General features: G+C 65.1%; 20 protein-coding genes and 1 tRNA gene. All 21 read left to right on the top strand.

Translation table 11 applies throughout. The annotated features are described in order from the left end of the window. The first annotated feature begins 65 nt into the window (after positions 1-65). The 21 genes from LIN44_RS13000 (at position 66) to LIN44_RS12900 (ending at position 19,354) form a co-directional block, all read left to right on the top strand. Positions 66-1,070, top strand: coding sequence for an NAD(P)H-quinone oxidoreductase (locus tag LIN44_RS13000; RefSeq protein ID WP_227312421.1), 1,005 nt, complete (start codon positions 66-68; stop codon positions 1,068-1,070). 102 nt (positions 1,071-1,172) lie between these two features. Further along, a complete protein-coding gene (gene tpiA, locus LIN44_RS12995) occupies positions 1,173-1,883 on the top strand; it encodes a triose-phosphate isomerase (RefSeq protein WP_255638344.1) in 711 nt (236 codons plus the stop codon). A 63-nt stretch (positions 1,884-1,946) separates the two neighbouring features. Continuing rightward, positions 1,947-2,321: a preprotein translocase subunit SecG gene (gene secG, locus LIN44_RS12990; RefSeq protein ID WP_010809132.1), complete on the top strand. Its 375-nt coding sequence runs from the start codon at positions 1,947-1,949 to the stop codon at positions 2,319-2,321. Positions 2,322-2,508: 187 nt separating this feature from the next. Then, positions 2,509-2,593 (top strand) — tRNA-Leu (locus LIN44_RS12985). A gap of 166 nt (positions 2,594-2,759) precedes the next feature. Continuing rightward, positions 2,760-3,119, top strand: a complete 360-nt coding sequence (locus LIN44_RS12980; RefSeq protein WP_012352330.1) for an NADH-quinone oxidoreductase subunit A — start codon at positions 2,760-2,762, stop codon at positions 3,117-3,119. Positions 3,120-3,125: 6 nt separating this feature from the next. Next, positions 3,126-3,608 (top strand): NADH-quinone oxidoreductase subunit B family protein, encoded by a 483-nt coding sequence (locus tag LIN44_RS12975; protein WP_008643342.1) that lies wholly within the window; start codon positions 3,126-3,128, stop codon positions 3,606-3,608. 1 nt (position 3,609) lies between these two features. Beyond that, a complete protein-coding gene (locus LIN44_RS12970; protein WP_227312419.1) occupies positions 3,610-4,209 on the top strand; it encodes an NADH-quinone oxidoreductase subunit C in 600 nt (199 codons plus the stop codon). Positions 4,210-4,218: 9 nt separating this feature from the next. Further along, positions 4,219-5,472, top strand: coding sequence for an NADH-quinone oxidoreductase subunit D (locus tag LIN44_RS12965; protein ID WP_227312418.1), 1,254 nt, complete (start codon positions 4,219-4,221; stop codon positions 5,470-5,472). Between the two features lie 184 nt (positions 5,473-5,656). Then, complete coding sequence (nuoE, locus tag LIN44_RS12960) at positions 5,657-6,154, top strand: NADH-quinone oxidoreductase subunit NuoE (protein ID WP_026164101.1); 498 nt, start codon at positions 5,657-5,659, stop codon at positions 6,152-6,154. A 1-nt stretch (position 6,155) separates the two neighbouring features. Beyond that, positions 6,156-7,451, top strand: a complete 1,296-nt coding sequence (gene nuoF, locus LIN44_RS12955; RefSeq protein WP_062797760.1) for an NADH-quinone oxidoreductase subunit NuoF — start codon at positions 6,156-6,158, stop codon at positions 7,449-7,451. A 12-nt stretch (positions 7,452-7,463) separates the two neighbouring features. Beyond that, on the top strand, positions 7,464-9,827 hold the full coding sequence (nuoG, locus tag LIN44_RS12950; RefSeq protein ID WP_227312417.1) for an NADH-quinone oxidoreductase subunit NuoG: 2,364 nt from the start codon (positions 7,464-7,466) through the stop codon (positions 9,825-9,827). Positions 9,828-9,848: 21 nt separating this feature from the next. After that, positions 9,849-10,913 carry an NADH-quinone oxidoreductase subunit NuoH gene (gene nuoH / locus LIN44_RS12945; protein ID WP_227312416.1) on the top strand — a complete coding sequence of 355 codons (1,065 nt, stop codon included), beginning with the start codon at positions 9,849-9,851 and terminating at the stop codon, positions 10,911-10,913. A 64-nt stretch (positions 10,914-10,977) separates the two neighbouring features. Then, complete coding sequence (gene nuoI / locus LIN44_RS12940; protein ID WP_010809124.1) at positions 10,978-11,469, top strand: NADH-quinone oxidoreductase subunit NuoI; 492 nt, start codon at positions 10,978-10,980, stop codon at positions 11,467-11,469. 199 nt (positions 11,470-11,668) lie between these two features. Next, on the top strand, positions 11,669-12,313 hold the full coding sequence (locus tag LIN44_RS12935) for an NADH-quinone oxidoreductase subunit J (protein WP_227312415.1): 645 nt from the start codon (positions 11,669-11,671) through the stop codon (positions 12,311-12,313). Between the two features lie 17 nt (positions 12,314-12,330). Next, positions 12,331-12,636 carry an NADH-quinone oxidoreductase subunit NuoK gene (gene nuoK, locus LIN44_RS12930; protein WP_018005450.1) on the top strand — a complete coding sequence of 102 codons (306 nt, stop codon included), beginning with the start codon at positions 12,331-12,333 and terminating at the stop codon, positions 12,634-12,636. 58 nt (positions 12,637-12,694) lie between these two features. Further along, the gene (gene nuoL / locus LIN44_RS12925; protein WP_227312414.1) at positions 12,695-14,782 is read left to right on the top strand and encodes an NADH-quinone oxidoreductase subunit L; all 2,088 of its coding nucleotides are present in this window, start codon (positions 12,695-12,697) and stop codon (positions 14,780-14,782) included. Between the two features lie 27 nt (positions 14,783-14,809). Beyond that, positions 14,810-16,276: an NADH-quinone oxidoreductase subunit M gene (locus LIN44_RS12920; RefSeq protein WP_116294697.1), complete on the top strand. Its 1,467-nt coding sequence runs from the start codon at positions 14,810-14,812 to the stop codon at positions 16,274-16,276. A gap of 18 nt (positions 16,277-16,294) precedes the next feature. Continuing rightward, a complete protein-coding gene (nuoN, locus tag LIN44_RS12915; protein WP_227312413.1) occupies positions 16,295-17,770 on the top strand; it encodes an NADH-quinone oxidoreductase subunit NuoN in 1,476 nt (491 codons plus the stop codon). Positions 17,771-17,783: 13 nt separating this feature from the next. After that, positions 17,784-18,092 (top strand): DUF2818 family protein, encoded by a 309-nt coding sequence (locus LIN44_RS12910; RefSeq protein WP_227312412.1) that lies wholly within the window; start codon positions 17,784-17,786, stop codon positions 18,090-18,092. A 44-nt stretch (positions 18,093-18,136) separates the two neighbouring features. After that, positions 18,137-18,790 (top strand): NUDIX domain-containing protein, encoded by a 654-nt coding sequence (locus LIN44_RS12905; RefSeq protein WP_227312411.1) that lies wholly within the window; start codon positions 18,137-18,139, stop codon positions 18,788-18,790. 117 nt (positions 18,791-18,907) lie between these two features. Continuing rightward, the gene (locus tag LIN44_RS12900; RefSeq protein ID WP_227312410.1) at positions 18,908-19,354 is read left to right on the top strand and encodes a DUF1178 family protein; all 447 of its coding nucleotides are present in this window, start codon (positions 18,908-18,910) and stop codon (positions 19,352-19,354) included. The last annotated feature ends 28 nt before the right edge of the window (positions 19,355-19,382 follow it).

Below are 19,382 nucleotides of genomic sequence, written 5' to 3'. Positions count from 1 at the left end.
ACTGCCGGGCAACCCAATCGAGCGCAAGCTCACACCGACCCGACAGAAGACAAGGAGCAGCAAGCATGCAAGCCATCGAGATCCGCGAATACGGCGCCCCCGAAGTCCTCCAGCTGACCGAGCGTCCCGACCCGGTGCCGGGCGCGGGCGAAGTCCTGATCCGCGTGGCTGCCGCCGGCGTCAACCGTCCCGACGTGTTCCAGCGCACCGGCAACTACCCGGTGCCGCCGGGCGCATCGGACCTGCCCGGCCTGGAGGTGGCGGGCGTGGTAGTGGGTGGTGACCTCCAGCATGCCGACAACCGCTTCGGCCTCAAGGTGGGCGACCGCGTCTGCGCGCTGGTGCAGGGCGGCGGCTACGCGCAGCTGTGCACCGCGCCGCTGGCGCAGGTCCTGCCCGCGCCGCAAGGGCTGAGCGATATCGAGGCCGCGGCGCTGCCGGAGACGTTCTTCACCGTGTGGAGCAATGTGTTCGATCGCGGCTACCTGGGCCAGGGTCCGCGCGGCAAGGATGAAACCCTGCTGATCCAGGGCGGCTCGAGCGGCATCGGCACCACCGCGATCCAGATCGCCAAGGCGCTGGGCTTCAAGGTATTCGTCACCGCCGGTACCGACGAAAAGTGCAAGGCCTGCGAAGACCTCGGCGCCGACCGCGCCATCAACTACAAGACCCAGGACTTCGTCGCCGAAGTCGCTGCGCTGACCGGCGGCAAGGGTGTCGACGTGATTCTCGACATGGTCGCCGGCCCGTACCTGGCGCGCGAGCTCAAGTGCGTCGCCGACGATGGCCGTATCGTTATCATCGCGCTGCTGGGCGGCGCCAAGGCCGAGATTCCTCTGGGCGACATCCTGCGCCGGCGCATCACCGTGACCGGCTCGACGCTGCGTCCGCGCCCGGCATCGTTCAAGGGCAAGATCGCCGCGGCGCTGCACGAGCAGGTGTGGCCGCTGCTGGCGGCCGGCAAGATCAAGCCGGTGATCCACCAGGTGTTCCCGGCCGCGCAGGCGGCCGAAGCGCACCGGCTGATGGAGTCGAGCGAGCATATCGGCAAGATCGTGCTGACCTGGTAAGCCGGCGGGCGTAGCGCCTTGCCCCTGCCACACGCTACAATAGCGGGTTTGATTTGGGAGGGGCACCTCGTGAGACAAAAGCTCGTCATCGGCAATTGGAAGATGCACGGCAGCCTGGCTGCCAACGCGGCTCTGCTGGAAGGCATCCAGGCTGGCGCCGGTGTGACCGGCGCGACGCTGGCGGTCTGCGCGCCGTTCCCCTATCTTGCACAATGCCAGGCGCTGCTGAATGGCTCCAAAGTGGCCTGGGGTGCACAAGACGTCTCGGCGGAAGCGCGCGGCGCCTTCACCGGCGAAGTGGCGGCGTCGATGCTGGGCGAGTTCGGCTGCAGCTATGTGCTGGTCGGCCACTCCGAGCGCCGCACCTACCATGGCGAGACCGACCAGGCCGTCGCGGCCAAGGCGCTGCGCGCGCTCGAGTTCGGTATCGTGCCGGTGGTTTGCGTGGGCGAGACTCTGGCCCAGCGCGAGGCGGGCGAGACCGAGGCCGTGGTCGGCAGGCAGCTGCAGGCCGTGCTCGAGGCGCTGACCGTCGAGCAACTGGGCCGCGTGGTGCTGGCGTATGAGCCGGTGTGGGCCATCGGTACCGGCAAGACCGCCACCAGCGCGCAGGCGCAGGCCGTGCATGCCTTCCTGCGCGGCCAGGTGGCGGCGCGCGATGCGGGCGTGGCCGAGCGCATGGCGATCTTGTACGGCGGCAGCGTCAAGCCCGACAATGCGGCCGAACTGTTTTCGATGACCGATATCGACGGGGGCCTGATCGGCGGCGCCTCGCTGAAGTCGGAAGATTTTCTCGCGATCGGCAACGCCTGAATGCCGGCCGTTCCGATCGAGCGATCAGGCAAGTAACCAGCCAGTAAGGCTTATTTAAATCAAATGGCAATCTTCAAGACTTTGTTGGTGGTGCTGCAGGTGTTGTCGGCGCTGGGCGTGATTGGCCTGGTGCTGATCCAGCATGGCAAGGGCGCCGACGTGGGCGCGGCCTTCGGCTCGGGCGCGTCGGGCAGCCTGTTCGGCGCGACCGGCTCGGCAAACTTCCTGTCGCGCACCACCGCCGTGCTGGCCACGCTGTTCTTTGTCTGCACGCTGGCGCTGACGCTGCTGGGCAACTACAAGCCCGCTGCCTCGCTGGGCGTGATGGGCGCGGCGCCGGCATCGGCGCCCGCCGTGGCCGGTGCCTCGGCGCCGGCCGCAGCACCGGCTGCCGCCGCGGACGCATCGGCGCCCGCAGCCCCCGCCGTACCGAAATAATCCGATTGCCTTGCGGCGGATTCCTGAGTTTTTTTGCAGTTGTGCGTTGAACAAAGCAAGAAATTTGGGTTAGAATGCAAGGCTTGAAACGATTCCCCAGCGAGGGGTTCCGCGCAAAGACGAAAGCCTTTGTAACGGACCTGAAGGGCCTGAAAACCCGGCGCCAGGCAATATTGTTTCTCCCCCAGCCGACGTGGTGAAATTGGTAGACACGCTATCTTGAGGGGGTAGTGGCGAAAGCTGTGCGAGTTCGAGTCTCGCCGTCGGCACCAAACAACTTGATCGGAGTCCCTGGCCGGGCAATGCACCCGCGCATGGGGCTCCGGCAGTCCGCAAGGCGGCGCGCCATGATTCTCGTGGCTTAGCGCCTGGGGTGGGCAACAGGACGCCGCTTCAGCTGGTGCTGTTGACAACATTCCAGATAAGGCTGGCCGTACCTTGAATCTCGAAGCCTACTTCCCCGTTCTCATCTTCATCATCTTCGGTGTCGTGCTTGGCGTGGCACTGATGTCGATCGGTCGGATCCTCGGTCCGAACAAGCCCGATCCGGCGAAGCTGTCTCCCTACGAGTGCGGCTTCGAAGCGTTCGAGGACGCGCGCATGAAGTTCGACGTGCGCTACTACCTCATCGCCATCCTGTTTATCCTGTTCGATCTCGAAACCGCCTTCCTGTTTCCGTGGGGCGTTGCCCTGAAGGATATCGGCTGGCCGGGTTTCATCGCCATGGGCGTGTTTCTGCTGGAATTCATCGTGGGCTTCGTCTACATCTGGAAAAAGGGCGCGCTCGATTGGGAGTGATGTGAAATGGCAATCGAAGGCGTTCTCAACGAAGGCTTTGTCACGACTACCGCTGACAAGCTGATCAACTGGACCCGCACCGGGTCGCTGTGGCCGATGACCTTCGGCCTGGCCTGCTGTGCCGTGGAAATGATGCATGCCGGCGCCGCGCGCTACGACATGGACCGCTTCGGCGTGATCTTCCGTCCGTCGCCGCGCCAGTCCGACGTGATGATCGTGGCCGGCACGCTGTGCAACAAGATGGCCCCCGCGCTGCGCAAGGTCTACGACCAGATGGCGGAACCGCGCTGGGTGATCTCGATGGGCTCGTGCGCCAACGGCGGCGGCTACTACCACTATTCGTATTCGGTGGTGCGCGGCTGCGATCGCATCGTGCCGGTGGACATCTACGTGCCGGGCTGCCCGCCGACGGCCGAGGCGCTGATCTACGGCGTGATCCAGCTGCAGAACAAGATCAAGCGTACCAACACCATCGCGCGCAAGGGCTGAAATGGCGAAGCTCGATACCCTGAAAGCCGCGCTCGAGAAAGCTCTCGGCAAGCGCGTGCAGAAGCTGGTCGAGGCGACCGGCGAACTGACGCTGATCGTCAAGGCCGACGACTACCTGGAAGTGGCGCAGATCCTGCGCGACGATCCGTCGCTGCGCTTCGAGCAGCTGATCGACCTGTGCGGCGTGGACTATTCCGAGTATGGCGATGGCGCCTGGGACGGCCTGCGCTTTGCCGCGGTCTCGCAGCTGCTGTCGGTCACGCACAACTGGCGCCTGCGCCTGCGCGCGTTCGCCAGCGACGATGACTTCCCGGTGCTGCCGTCGCTGATTAACGTGTGGAATTCGGTCAACTGGTTCGAGCGCGAAGCCTTCGATTTCTACGGCATCGTGTTCGACGGCCATCCGGACCTGCGCCGCATCCTGACCGACTACGGTTTCGTCGGCCATCCGTTCCGCAAGGACTTCCCGGTTTCCGGCTTTGTCGAGATGCGCTACGACCCCGACCAGAAGCGGGTCATCTACCAGCCGGTCACGATCGAGCCGCGCGAACTCACGCCGCGCGTGATCCGCGAGGACAAGTACGGCGGCGTGGAGTACTGAGAACGCGTCATGGCAGATATCAAGAATTACACCCTGAACTTCGGCCCGCAGCACCCGGCCGCGCACGGCGTGCTGCGCCTGGTGCTGGAACTGGACGGCGAAGTCATCCAGCGCGCCGACCCGCATATCGGCCTGCTGCACCGTGCCACCGAGAAGCTGGCCGAGCAGAAGACCTGGATCCAGAGCGTGCCCTACATGGACCGCCTCGACTATGTGTCGATGATGGTCAACGAGCACGCCTACGTGATGGCGATCGAGCGGCTGCTGGGCCTCGAGGTGCCGGTGCGCGCGCAGTACATCCGTGTGATGTTCGACGAAATCACCCGCCTGCTGAACCACCTGATGTGGATCGGCTCGCACGCGCTCGACGTCGGCGCGATGGCGGTGTTCCTGTACGCGTTCCGCGAACGCGAGGACATGTTCGACATGTACGAGGCGGTGTCGGGCGCGCGCATGCACGCGGCCTACTACCGTCCGGGCGGCGTGTACCGCGACCTGCCTGACACGATGCCGCAATATCGCGCGTCCAAGGTACACAACGAGCGCGCCATCAAGGCCATGAACGAAGCCCGTTCGGGCTCGCTGCTCGATTTCATCGAGGACTTCACCAACCGGTTCCCGAAGTACGTCGACGAATACGAGACGCTGCTGACCGACAACCGGATCTGGAAGCAGCGCCTGGTGGACATCGGCGTGGTCAGCCCGGAACGCGCGCTGCAGATGGGCTTTACCGGCCCGATGCTGCGCGGCTCGGGGATTGCGTGGGACCTGCGCAAGAAGCAGCCGTACGAGGTCTACGACAAGCTGGACTTCGACGTGCCGGTGGGCGTGGGCGGCGACTGCTACGCGCGCTACCTGGTGCGCGTGGAAGAGATGCGCCAGTCCAACCGCATCATCAAGCAGTGCGTGGAATGGCTGCGCCGCAACCCGGGCCCGGTGATCACCGAGAACCACAAGGTGGCGCCGCCCTCGCGCGTGGACATGAAGTCCAACATGGAAGAACTGATCCACCACTTCAAGCTCTTCACCGAAGGCATCCACGTGCCCGAAGGCGAGGCCTACGCAGCGGTGGAACACCCCAAGGGCGAGTTCGGCATCTACGCGATCTCGGACGGCGCGAACAAGCCGTACCGCCTGAAGATCCGGGCCCCCGGTTTTGCCCACCTGGCCGCGCTGGACGAAATGGCCAAGGGACACATGATTGCTGACGCGGTAACGATCATCGGCACGCAAGACATCGTCTTCGGCGAGATCGACCGCTAATCACGGACCGCCGGCCCGGACGACGATCCGGGCGCTTTCCGAGGGGCTCCGCCGGGCGGAGCGTCCCGGAAGACCCGCGGCGGACCGGCACGGCCTCAGGCCCGCCGGCGGAACGGCAGCGACGGCTGCAAACCTGCGGAGAGACGCCCGGTGGCGCTGTCTCCGGCGTTTTACTGCAATGACCATGCTATCAGCAGAAGCTCTCAAGGAAATCGATCGCGCGATCGCGAAGTATCCGGCCGACCAGAAGCAGTCGGCCGTGATGGCGGCGCTTGCCGTGGCGCAGGGCGAGGTGGGCTGGGTTTCCCCCGAAGTCATGCAGTTCGTCGCCAACTACCTCGAGATGCCGCCCGTGTGGGTGGAAGAGGTGGCGACCTTCTACAACATGTACGACACCAAGCCGGTGGGCAAGTACAAGCTCACCGTGTGCACCAACCTGCCGTGCGCCCTGTCGGGCGGCGAGCGGGCTGGCGATTACCTGAAGCGCAAGCTCGGCATCGACTACAACGAAACCACCGCGGACGGCTGCTTCACGCTGAAGGAAGGCGAGTGCATGGGCGCCTGCGGCGACGCCCCGGTGATGATCGTCAACAACACCCGCATGTGCAGCTGGATGAGCGACGACAAGCTCGACGCCCTGGTCGAAGAACTGAAGGCCGAGGCTGCCAAGGGGGGCAAGTAACATGACCTGTCTGCACGACCGCCATATCCAGCCGCTGATCCTGGCCGGCCTGGACGGCAACAACTGGCACCTGGAAGACTACGTCAAGCGCGGCGGCTACCAGCAGCTGAAGCGCATCCTGACCGAGAAGATTCCGCCCGAGCAGGTGATCGCCGACGTCAAGGCCTCGGGCCTGCGCGGCCGCGGCGGTGCGGGCTTCCCGACCGGCCTGAAGTGGAGCTTCATGCCGCGCACCTTCCCGGGTCAGAAATACCTGGTCTGCAACACCGACGAGGGCGAGCCCGGCACGTTCAAGGACCGCGACATCATCCGCTACAACCCGCATGCGCTGATCGAGGGCATGGCCATCGGCGCGTATGCGATGGGCATCACCGTGGGCTACAACTACATCCACGGCGAGATCTGGAACGAATACAAGATCTTCGAGCAGGCACTGGAAGAAGCGCGCGCCGCCGGCTTCCTGGGCGACAACATCCTGGGCTCGGGCTTCAGCTTCCAGCTGCACGCCCACCACGGCTACGGCGCCTATATCTGCGGCGAGGAAACCGCGCTGCTCGAATCGCTGGAAGGCAAGAAGGGCCAGCCGCGCTTCAAGCCGCCGTTCCCGGCCAGCTTCGGCCTGTACGGCAAGCCCACCACCATCAACAACACCGAGACCTTCGCCGCGGTGCCGTTCCTGCTGGCGGTCGGCCCCGAGAACTACCTGAAGATGGGCAAGCCGAACAACGGCGGCACCAAGATCTTCTCGATCTCGGGCGACGTCGAGCGTCCCGGCAACTACGAGATCCCGCTGGGCACGCCGTTCGCCAAGCTGCTGGAACTGGCCGGCGGCATGCGCGGCGGCAAGCGCATCAAGGCGGTGATCCCGGGCGGCTCGTCGGCGCCGGTGGTGCCGGGCGACCTGATGATGGCGTCCGACATGGACTACGACTCGATCGCCAAGGCCGGCTCGATGCTGGGCTCGGGCGCGGTGATCGTGATGGACGAGACGCGCTGCATGGTCCGCTCGCTGCTGCGCCTGTCGTACTTCTACTTTGAGGAATCGTGCGGCCAGTGCACGCCGTGCCGCGAAGGCACCGGCTGGCTGTACCGCATGGTCAATCGCATCGAACACGGAGAAGGGCGCCAGGAAGACCTGGACCTGCTCAACAACGTCGCGGAAAACATCATGGGCCGCACCATCTGCGCGCTCGGCGATGCCGCGGCGATGCCGGTCCGCGGCATGCTCAAGCACTACTGGAAAGAGTTCGAATATCACGTCGAACACAAGCAGTGCATGGTTCCGGCCTACATCTAAGCGTGGCAGAACATGGTTGAACTAGAGATCGACGGCAAGAAGGTTGAGGTTGCTGAGGGCAGCCTGGTGATGGAAGCCGCCCGCAAGCTGGGCACCTACATCCCGCACTTCTGCTACCACCGCAAACTGTCCATCGCGGCCAACTGCCGCATGTGCCTGGTCGAGGTCGAGAAGGCCCCGAAGGCGCTGCCTGCCTGCGCCACGCCGGTGACCCCCGGCATGAAGGTCTTCACCAATTCGGAGAAGGCGGTCAAGGCGCAGAAGTCGGTGATGGAATTCCTGCTGATCAACCACCCGCTGGATTGCCCGATCTGCGATCAGGGCGGCGAGTGCCAGCTGCAGGACCTGGCCGTGGGCTACGGTGCCTCGGAGTCGCGCTACAAGGAAGAAAAGCGCGTGGTGTTCCACAAGAACGTGGGCCCGCTGATCTCCATGGAGGAGATGACCCGCTGCATCCACTGCACCCGCTGCGTGCGCTTCGGCCAGGAAGTGGCCGGGGTGATGGAGCTGGGCATGCTCAACCGCGGCGAGCACTCGGAAATCACCACCTTCGTCGGCAAGACCGTCGATTCGGAACTGTCGGGCAACATGATCGACCTGTGCCCGGTCGGCGCGCTGACCAGCAAGCCGTTCCGCTACTCGGCCCGCACCTGGGAACTGGCGCGCCGCAAGTCGGTGTCGCCGCACGACGGCCTCGGCGCCAACCTGGTGGTGCAGACCAAGAACCAGCGCGTGATGCGCGTGCTGCCGCTCGAAAACGAAGACATCAACGAGTGCTGGATCTCCGACAAGGACCGCTTCTCGTATGAAGGCCTGAACAGCGCCGACCGCCTGACCCGCCCGCTGCTGAAGCAGGGCGGCGAATGGATGGAAACCGACTGGCAGACCGCGCTCGAATACGTGGCCAATGGCCTCGCCGGCATCAAGCGCGAGCATGGCGCCGACCAGATCGCCGCCCTGGCCAGCCCGCACAGCACGCTGGAAGAACTGTTCCTGCTGGGCAAGCTGATGCGCGGCCTGGGCAGCGACAATGTCGACTTCCGCCTGCGCCAGACCGATTTCTCGGCCGCACCGAAGGGCGCCCCGTGGCTGGGCATGCCGGTGGCCGACGTGACCAACCTGCAGCGCGCGCTGGTGATCGGCTCGTCGCTGCGCAAGGATCATCCGCTGCTGGCCTCGCGCCTGCGCCAGGCGACCAAGAAGGGCGCCCGCGTGACCGTGCTGGGTGCCGGCGGTGAAGACCTGCTGATGCCCGCCACCCGTATCGACGTGGCGCCGTCGGGCTGGACTGCCGCGCTGGCCGGCGTGGCCCGCGCCGTGGCCGCCGCCAAGGGCGTGGCCGCCCCGGTCGCCACCGCCGGCTTCGACGGCGGCGATGCCGCCGCCAAGGCCGCCGAAGCGCTGCTGTCGGGCGAGCGCCGCGCGGTGTTCCTCGGCAACGAGGCCGTGCGCCATCCGCAGTTCTCGGCGCTGCACGCGCTGGCGCAGTGGATCGCCACCGAAACCGGCGCCACGCTGGGCTTCCTGACCGAAGCCGCCAACACCGTCGGCGGCTATGTCGCCGGCGCGCTGCCGAAGCAGGGCGGCGCCGATGCGCAGGCCATGCTGGCCACGCCGCGCAAGGCCTACATCCTGCTGAACACCGAACCCGAGTTCGACGCCGCCGACCCGCGCCAGGCGCTGGCCGCGCTGGCCCAGGCCGGCACCGTGGTGGTGCTGTCGCCGTTCCGCTCGGAAGCGGCGATGCAGTATGCCGACGTAATCCTGCCGGTGACCCCGTTCACCGAAACCGCGGGCACCTTCATCAACTGCGAGGGCAAGCCGCAGAGCTTCAACGGCGTGGTGCGCGCGCTGGGCGAAGCGCGCCCGGGCTGGAAGGTGCTGCGCGTGCTGGGCAACCTGCTCGACGTAGCCGGCTTCGACTACGACACCGCCGAGGCGGTCCGCGCCGAAGTGCTGTCGGCCCCGGTCGATGCGCAACTGGACAACGCCACCGACGCGCCGATCCGCGTGTCCGCCGCGGCCGCCAACGGCATCGAGCGCATCGCCGACGTGCCCATCTACCATGCCGACCCGATCGTGCGCCGCGCCGAGTCGCTGCAGCTGAGCGCCGCCGCGCGCCGCGCCATGCAGATCGCGCTGCCGGCCGACCTGTTCGCCAGCTTGGGCATCCAGTCGGGCGATCCGGTGCGGGTCACGCAAGGGCAGGGCAGCGTGGTGCTGCCGGCCGTGCTCGAAGCCACGCTGCCGGCCAACACCGTGCGCGTGCCGGCGGCAACGCCGGCGGCGATGAGCCTGGGCGCGATGTTCGGCACGGTCACCGTAGAGAAGGCCATTGACCTGGCGCCGGCCACCGGCACCGTGGCCACGGCGTAAGAACAAGAGCGAGAACAAGACATGATTGACTGGATTACCTCGCAAGGGCAGGGCGTACTGGGCGCGTACTGGACGCCGCTGTGGATCCTGATCCGCGCCGTGATCATCGTGGTGCCGCTGCTGCTGTGCGTGGCTTACCTGATCCTGTGGGAGCGCAAGCTGATCGGCTGGATGCACGTGCGCATCGGCCCGAACCGCGTCGGTCCGCTGGGCCTGCTGCAGCCGATCGCCGACGTGCTGAAGCTGCTGCTCAAGGAAGTCATGATGCCCACGCAGGTCAGCCGGGGCATGTACCTGATCGCCCCGCTGATGGTGCTGATGCCGGCCGTGGCGATCTGGGCCGTGATTCCGTTCCAGGCCGAGGTGGTGATGGCCGACGTCAACGCCGGCCTGCTGTACGTGATGGCGATCAGCTCGGTCGGCGTGTACGGCGTGATCCTGGCCGGCTGGGCCTCGAACTCCAAGTACGCCTTCATCGGCGCGATGCGCGCCGCGGCGCAGATGGTGTCGTATGAAATCGCCATGGGCTTTGCCCTGGTGACGGTGCTGATGGTTGCCGGCAGCCTGAACCTGTCGGCCATCGTCAACGGCCAGAACACCGGCTACTTCGCCGACATGGGCATCAACATCCTGTCGTGGAACTGGCTGCCGCTGCTGCCGATGTTCGGCGTGTACTTCATCTCGGGCGTGGCCGAAACCAACCGCCACCCGTTCGACGTGGTCGAAGGCGAATCGGAAATCGTCGCCGGCCACATGATCGAATACTCGGGCATGGGCTTCGCGCTGTTCTTCCTGGCCGAGTACATCAACATGATCATCATCTCGACGATGACCGCGCTGATGTTCCTGGGCGGCTGGGCGCCTCCGTTCGAGAGCGTGGTGACCAACGCGGTCCCGGGCTTCTTCTGGCTGCTGATCAAGGTTTTCCTGCTGCTGTCCGTGTTCATCTGGATTCGTGCCTCGTTCCCGCGCTACCGCTATGACCAGATCATGCGCCTGGGCTGGAAGGTGTTCATTCCCCTGACCGTGGCCTGGCTGATCATCGTGGCGATCTGGATCAAGTCGCCGTGGAACATCTGGCACTGAACGGCCAAACGACGGTGCGCCTGCCCGGCAGGGCGCGCACCGTGTGGAAATACTAGGAAGCATCATGCTGCTCGCCATCAAGGACTTCTTCAACAGCCTGCTCCTGAAGGAACTCTTCAAGGGCATGGCCCTGACCGGCCGCTATCTCTTCGCGCGCAAGATCACGGTCCAGTTCCCGGAAGAGAAGACGCCGATCTCGCCGCGTTTCCGCGGGCTGCACGCGCTGCGCCGCTACCCCAACGGGGAAGAGCGCTGCATCGCCTGCAAGCTGTGCGAGGCGGTGTGCCCGGCGCTGGCCATCACGATCGAGTCCGACGCGCGCGCCGACGGCACGCGCCGCACCACGCGCTATGACATCGACCTGACCAAGTGCATCTTCTGCGGCTTCTGCGAAGAGGCCTGCCCGGTCGACGCCATCGTCGAAACGCAGATCCTGGAATACCACGGCGAAAAGCGCGGCGACCTGTACTTCACCAAGGACATGCTGCTGGCCGTGGGCGACCGCTACGAGCCGCAGATCGCCGCGGCCAAGGCGGCCGACGCGAAGTACCGCTAAGCCGGATGCCGGCCGGAAGTTTCGGCCACGGAAGTAACGCCGGTTGGCGGCTGCCGCAAGCAGCAGACCTGGCAGCCGCCGCCACCGAATTGAAATGCGGTCCCTGCAATGCCAGGGGCCAATGCAAGGATGCCGCAGGAGCGGGCCACCCGAGGGGTTGGCTTGTGCCGGACGGCCCAGAGAGGATCCGATAGGGACCATGGAACTCACGACCACCATCTTCTACGTCTTTGCGCTGGTGCTGGTGCTCTCCGCACTGAAAGTCATCACCGCGAAGAACCCGGTGCACTCCGCACTGTTCCTCGTGCTGTCGTTCTTCACGGCCGCGGCGATCTGGATGCTGCTGCAGGCGGAATTCCTCGCCATCCTGCTGGTGCTGGTCTATGTCGGCGCGGTGATGGTGCTGTTCCTGTTCGTGGTGATGATGATCGATATCGATATCGAGCACCTGCGCCGCGACTTCTGGACCTACGTGCCGATGGCCTCGATCGTCGGTGCGCTGATCATCGCCGAGATGGCGATCGTGCTGGTGCGCAACTTCATCGGCACCACCACGCCGGTGGCGGCCAGCGGCTCGCAGGAGCCGGGCTACTCGAACACCGCCGCGCTCGGCAAGCTGATCTACACCGACTACATCTACGCCTTCGAAGTGGCCGGCATCATCCTGCTGGTGGCGATCATCGCCGCCGTGGCGCTGACCCTGCGCCGCCGCAAGGACGTCAAGGCCCAGGACGTGTCGGCGCAGCTGCGCACCCGCCGCGACGAACGCGTGCGCCTGGTGCCGATGGCCGCCGAAGACCAGACCCAGCAGACGGAAGCCGCGGCTGCCGCCAATAAGAACTAAAGCCCGGAGAAATCGCTGTGCTCTCTCTCGCTCATTTCCTCGTGCTCGGTGCGATCCTGTTTGCGATCAGCATCGTCGGCATCTTCCTGAACCGCAAGAACGTGATCGTGCTGCTGATGGCGCTTGAACTGATGCTGCTCGCGGTCAACATCAACTTCGTCGCCTTCTCGCATTATCTGGGCGACCTGGCAGGACAGGTTTTCGTTTTCTTCATCCTCACGGTGGCCGCCGCCGAGTCGGCAATCGGTCTCGCCATCCTGGTTGTGCTGTTCCGCAACCTCGATACGATCAACGTGGACGACCTCGACACCCTCAAGGGCTGAGCCGTGGCGCACTACGTAGATACCCAAGACTCACCGACCGCACACCACTAAGCGTCCTATGGCAACCACGCTCAACCCCAACCTGCTGCTTGCGATTCCGCTGGCGCCGCTAGTCGGCTCCGCGATCGCCGGCCTGTTCGGTACCAAGTTCTTTGGCCTGTTTTCCTCGGAGTCGCGCGGCGGCCGGATCGTGGCCCACACCTCGACGATCCTCGGCGTGGCCATTGCCTGCGTGCTGTCGGTGATGGTGCTGCTCGACGTGATGAACGGCGCGGGCTACAACGGCACCGTCTACGAGTGGATGGCGATCGGCAGCCTGAAGATGGAGGTCGGCTTCCTGGTCGACTCGCTGACCGCGATGATGATGGTGGTGGTGACCTTCGTCTCGCTGATGGTGCATATCTACACCGTCGGCTACATGGACGGTGACCCCGGCTACAACCGCTTCTTTGCCTACATCTCGCTGTTCACCTTCTCGATGCTGATGCTGGTGATGAGCAACAACTTCCTGCAGCTGTTCTTCGGCTGGGAAGCGGTGGGCCTGGTGTCGTACCTGCTGATCGGCTTCTGGTACACCCGCCCGACGGCGATCTTCGCCAACCTGAAGGCGTTCCTGGTCAACCGCGTCGGCGACTTCGGCTTCATCCTCGGCATCGGCCTGCTGCTGGCCTACGCCGGCAGCATGAACTACACCGAAGTGTTCGCCGTGCGCGACCAGCTCGCCACCGTGATCTTCCCGGGCACCGACTGGATGATGATCACCGTGGCCTGCATCTGCCTGTTCATCGGCGCCATGGGCAAGTCGGCACAGTTCCCGCTGCACGTCTGGCTGCCCGACTCGATGGAAGGCCCGACCCCGATCTCGGCGCTGATCCACGCGGCAACCATGGTGACCGCCGGCATCTTCATGGTCGCGCGCATGTCGCCGCTGTTCGAGCTGTCGGACACCGCGCTGTCGTTCGTGCTGGTGATCGGCGCCATCACCGCGTTGTTCATGGGCTTCCTGGGCATCATCCAGAACGACATCAAGCGCGTGGTCGCGTATTCGACGCTGTCGCAGCTGGGCTACATGACCGTGGCGCTGGGCGCCTCGGCCTACTCGGTGGCGGTGTTCCACCTGATGACGCACGCGTTCTTCAAGGCGCTGCTGTTCCTGGGCGCGGGCTCGGTCATCATCGGCATGCACCACGACCAGGACATCCGCAACATGGGCGGCCTGCGCAAGTACATGCCGATCACCTGGATCACCTCGCTGGTGGGTTCGCTGGCGCTGATCGGCACGCCGTTCTTCGCCGGCTTCTACTCCAAGGACTCGATCATCGAGGCCGTGGCCGAGTCGCACATCGCCGGTTCGGGCTTTGCCTACTTCGCCGTGCTGGCGGGTGTGTTCGTCACCGCGTTCTACTCGTTCCGCATGTACTTCCTGGTGTTCCATGGCAAGTCGCGCTGGGGCCAGAACCACGCCCACCAGCACCATGAGGGCGACCACGAGGACGAGGAAGTCTCGCACGACCATCACCACGGCCTGGCCGCCGGCGAGACGCCGCACGAGTCGCCGTGGGTGGTGACGCTGCCGCTGGTGCTGCTGGCGATCCCGTCTGTGATCATCGGCGCGATCGCGATCGAGCCGATGCTGTTCGGCGACTTCTTCAAGAACGGCATCGCCTTCAAGGAAGTGATCTTCGTCGGCGAGAACCACCACGCCATGGCCGAGCTGAAGGCCGCGTTCCACGGCTGGGTGGCGATGGCGCAGCACTCGCTGACCACGCCCGTGCTGTGGCTGGCCATCGCCGGGGTGGTGCTGTCGTGGTTCTTCTACATGAAGCGCCCGGATATTCCGGAAGCGATCAAGAACCGCTTCTCGGGCCTGTACAAGCTGCTCGACAACAAGTACTACATGGACGCCATCAACCAGGCCGTGTTCGCCCGCGGCGCACGCCTGCTCGGTACCGGCCTGTGGAAGGGCGGCGACCAGAGCCTGATCGACGGCCTGTTCGTCAACGGCGCGGCGCGCGTGGTGGCATCGTTTGCTTCGGCCAGCCGCTACCTGCAGTCGGGCTATATCTACCACTACGCGTTCGCGATGATCGTCGGCATGCTGGTGCTGCTGACGCTGACGATCACGGGCGTGATCGGCACCAAGTGATAGGCACCAAGCAAGGAAAACATAGAAATGGTTCTGTCTTTCTCAATCTGGCTGCCTGTCTTTTTCGGCCTGCTGATCCTGGCCTTCGGCTCGGACCGCAGCCCGGGCTTCGTGCGGTGGATGTCGCTGTTCGGCTCGATCGCCAGCTTCGTCGTGACGCTGCCGCTGGTGTTCAACTTCGACCGCGCCACCGCGGCGATGCAGTTCGTCGAAAAGGCGAACTGGATCGAGCGCTTCAACATCCACTACCTGCTGGGCGTTGACGGCCTGTCGATGTGGTTCGTGGTGCTGACCGCCTTCATCACGGTGATCGTGGTGATCTCGGCCTGGGAAGTGATCACCGAGCGCGTGGCCGAGTACATGGCGTCGTTCCTGATCCTGTCGGGCCTGATGGTGGGCGTGTTCTGTGCGCTCGACGGCATGCTGTTCTACGTGTTCTTCGAAGCCACGCTGATCCCGATGTACATCATCATCGGCGTCTGGGGCGGCCCGAACCGCGTCTACGCGGCCTTCAAGTTCTTCCTGTACACGCTGCTGGGCTCGCTGCTGACGCTGGTCGCGCTGCTGTACCTGTACAACAAGACCGGCACCTTCGACATCCTGCAGTGGCACCAGGCCAAGCTGTCGATGAACGAGCAGATCGCGCTGTTCCTGGCCTTCTTCGTCGCCTTCGCGGTCAAGGTGCCGATGTGGCCGGTGCACACCTGGCTGCCCGACGCCCACGTCGAGGCGCCGACCGGCGGCTCGGTGGTGCTGGCCGCGATCATGCTGAAGCTGGGCGCCTACGGCTTCCTGCGCTTCTCGCTGCCGATCGCGCCTGACGCCAGCCACTACCTGGCGCCGTTCATCATCACCATCTCGCTGATCGCGGTGATCTACATCGGCCTGGTGGCGCTGGTGCAGGCCGACATGAAGAAGCTGGTGGCGTATTCGTCGATCGCCCACATGGGCTTCGTCACGCTGGGCTTCTTCATCTTCAGCGACATCGGCGTCGAAGGCGGCATCGTGCAGATGATCTCGCACGGCTTTATCTCGGGCGCGATGTTCCTGTGCATCGGCGTGCTGTACGACCGCGTGCATTCGCGCCAGATCGCGGACTACGGCGGCGTGGTCAACACCATGCCCAAGTTCGCCGCGCTGTCGGTGTTCTTCGCCATGGCCAACTGCGGCCTGCCGGCCACCTCGGGTTTCGTCGGCGAATTCATGGTGATCCTGGGCGCGGTCAAGTTCAATTTCTGGATCGGCCTGCTGGCCGCCACCGCGCTGATCCTGGGCGCCGCCTACTCGCTGTGGATGGTCAAGCGCGTGATCTTCGGCGACGTCGTGCACCAGCACGTGCGCGAGCTGGCCGACCTGAACAAGCGTGAGTTCGTCATGCTCGGCCTGCTGGCCCTCATGACGCTGTACATGGGCCTGCACCCGAAGCCCTTTACCGACGTGATGCACCCGTCCGTGGTCAACCTGCTGCAGCACGCGGCGCAGTCGAAGCTGTAATCGGGGAGAGATATCAACATGCAACCGTCCTCGACACTCGCCCCCGTGGCGCCGATCATCTTCCTGGCGATCGCCATCGCCGCGATCAACTGGATCGACCTGGCCCGGGGCAAGGGCAAGCAGAGCGTGGCGTATCCGCTGTCGCTGCTGACCACGCTGGTACTGACGGTGTGGTTCGGCATGAACGCCGCCACCGGCGAGACCCATTACGCGTTCGCCAACCTGGTCGTGATCGACCCGATGGCCAACGTGCTGTCGGCCTTCTGCGCCGCCGGCCTGTTCATCACGCTGGTCTATACGCGCCGCTACCTGGCCGAGCGCGACATGTTCGCCGGCGAGTTCTACATGCTGGCGCTGTTCACGCTGGGCGGCCAGATCGTGATGATCACCGGCAACAACTTCCTGACCCTGTACCTGGGCCTGGAACTGCTGTCGCTGTCGTCGTACGCGCTGGTGGCGCTGCGCCGCGAGTCGCGCGTGACCTCCGAATCGGCAATGAAGTACTTCGTGCTGGGCGCGCTGGCTTCGGGCTTCCTGCTGTACGGCATCTCGATGATGTACGGCGCCACCGGCTCGCTGAACCTGGGCGAGGTGTTCCGCGCGGTCGAGTCCGGCCGCATCAACACCACCATGCTGGCCTTCGGCGTGGTCTTCATCGTCGCCGGCCTGTCGTTCAAGCTGGGCGCCGCGCCGTTCCACATGTGGATCCCGGACATCTACCAGGGCTCGCCGACCGCGGTGACGCTGCTGATCGCCGGCGGCCCGAAGGTGGCGGCGTTCGCGCTGTTCATCCGCGTGCTGGTGGAAGGCCTGCTGCCGCTGGCCGGCGACTGGCAGATGATGCTGGTGGTGCTGTCGATCATCTCGCTGGCGATCGGCAACCTGACCGCCATCGTGCAGAGCAACCTGAAGCGGATGCTGGCGTACTCGACCATCTCGCACATGGGCTTCGTGCTGCTGGGCCTGCTCTCGGGCGTGGTCGCCAACAAGGCGGACGGCGCCGCCGATGCCTACAGCTCGGCGATGTTCTACTCGGTGACCTACCTGCTGACCACGCTGGGCACCTTCGGCATCATCCTGCTGCGCACCAGCAAGGGCTTCGAGGCCGAGACCCTGGAAGACCTGAAGGGCATGTCGCGCCGCAACCCGTGGTTTGCCTTCCTGATGCTGGTGATGATGTTCTCGCTGGCGGGCATCCCGCCGACCGTGGGCTTCTATGCCAAGCTGGCCGTGCTCGACGCGGTGGTCAAGGCCGGCATGACGTGGCTGGCGGTGGTAGCGGTGCTGTTCTCGCTGATCGGCGCGTTCTACTACCTGCGCATCGTCAAGCTGATGTACTTCGACGCCCCCGCCGGCGAAGAGGAACTGGAAGCCACCTTCGGCCTGCGCTCGATGCTGAGCGTGAACGGCGCCGCCGTGATCCTGCTGGGCCTGTTCCCGGCCGCGCTGATGAACCTGTGCTACCAGGCCATCCGCTCGACCCTGGGTTCCTGATCCGCCACGCGACATGAGCGCCTCCGCAAGCGGCTGGTTTGTCATCCTGCTGGCACTGGTCTGTGCGAACCTGCCGTTCGTCAACCAGCGCCTGTTCGTGGTGATCCCGCTGCGGCAGGCGCGCAAGCCGCTGTGGCTGCGCCTGCTCGAACTGGTGGTCTGGTTCGCGGTGGCCGGCGCAGCCGGCTTCGCGGTGGAAGCCAACCTGGGCGGCACGTTTGCGCAGGGCTGGCAGTTCTACGCCATCACCGCCTGCATGATGCTGGTGTTTGCCTTCCCCGGCTTCACCTGGCAATACCTCGTCAAACACCGAACGGCCTGAAGCCGGTCTTGTCGGCGCCGGGCCCTGCCTGATCCGGAGCGTCCATGACCGACAAGATCCAACGCGGTACCCAACTTCCCGCCGCATCCGCCGGCCTGTCCGGGAACGACGACGCACTGAAGGAAGTGTGCGTGGCGTCGGCCACGGTCCATCGCGGCAAGTTCCTTACCCTCAAGCAGGACATCGTCAGGCTGCCCGACGGCAAGCAGACCGGGCGCGAGTACGTGGTCCATCCCGGCGCGGTGATGATGATCCCGCTGTTCGACGACGGTAGCGTGCTGCTGGAGCGCCAGTTCCGCTACCCGGTGGGCGAGGTGATGGTCGAATTCCCGGCAGGCAAGCTCGACCCCGAAGAGGGCGCGCAGCGCTGCGGCGAACGCGAGCTGCTCGAGGAAACCGGCTACCGCGCCGCGCGCTGGGACTACCTGACCCGCATCCATCCCGTCATTTCGTATTCGACCGAGTTCATCGATATCCTGCTGGCGCGTGACCTGACGCACGGCGAGGCGCAGCTCGACGACGGCGAGTTCCTGGAAACCTTCATTGCACCGGCGGGACAGGTGATCGACTGGGTCCGCGGCGGCCGCATCACCGACGTGAAGACCATCATCGGGGCGTTCTGGCTGGAAAAAGTGATCTCGGGAGCTTGGCAGCCGGGCGAACAACCCATGCCGGCGTATGGCACAGCACAATGGTGAGCCGGGCGGCGAAGGCGCCGCAGCGGAGTTCCGAACGGTCGTTCTAAAAAATTTAGCACGACCGTTCACAAAATTTGGATTCGCGGATAATATAGCTTTTGACGGGCTGGAAAGATCATGAAGGTGCTCGACCTGCGCTGCGCGCATGACCATCGTTTCGAGGGCTGGTTTGCCTCGGAGGAAGAGGCGCAGTCGCAAATCTCGCGTGACCTGGTCCAATGCCCGGTCTGTGGCGACCACGCCGTGACCCGGCTGCCCAGTGCGCCGCGCCTGAACCTGTCGGGTGCGACCGCGCGCGAGGGCAAGTCCAGGCCGGCGCAGCCGGCCGCCGCACCGGTGACACTGCAAGCGCTCTATATGAAGGCAGTGAAGCAGGTGCTGGCGCAGACCGAGGACGTTGGCGACCGCTTTGCCGAGGAGGCAAGGCGCATGCACTATGACGAGGCGCCGGAACGCGGCATCCGCGGTTCGGCCTCGCCGGAAGAAGTGCAGGCGCTGGCCGAGGAGGGCATCGAGACCTTTCCGCTCGTGGTGCCGGATGCGCTGAAGCAGACGGCTCACTGAATTGCGTCGTGTGCCCGTTGCTGTCGGC

Source organism: Cupriavidus sp. MP-37 (genome assembly GCF_020618415.1).
Lineage (GTDB): Bacteria > Pseudomonadota > Gammaproteobacteria > Burkholderiales > Burkholderiaceae > Cupriavidus.
This window is presented reverse-complemented; position numbering and strand designations above follow the sequence as displayed.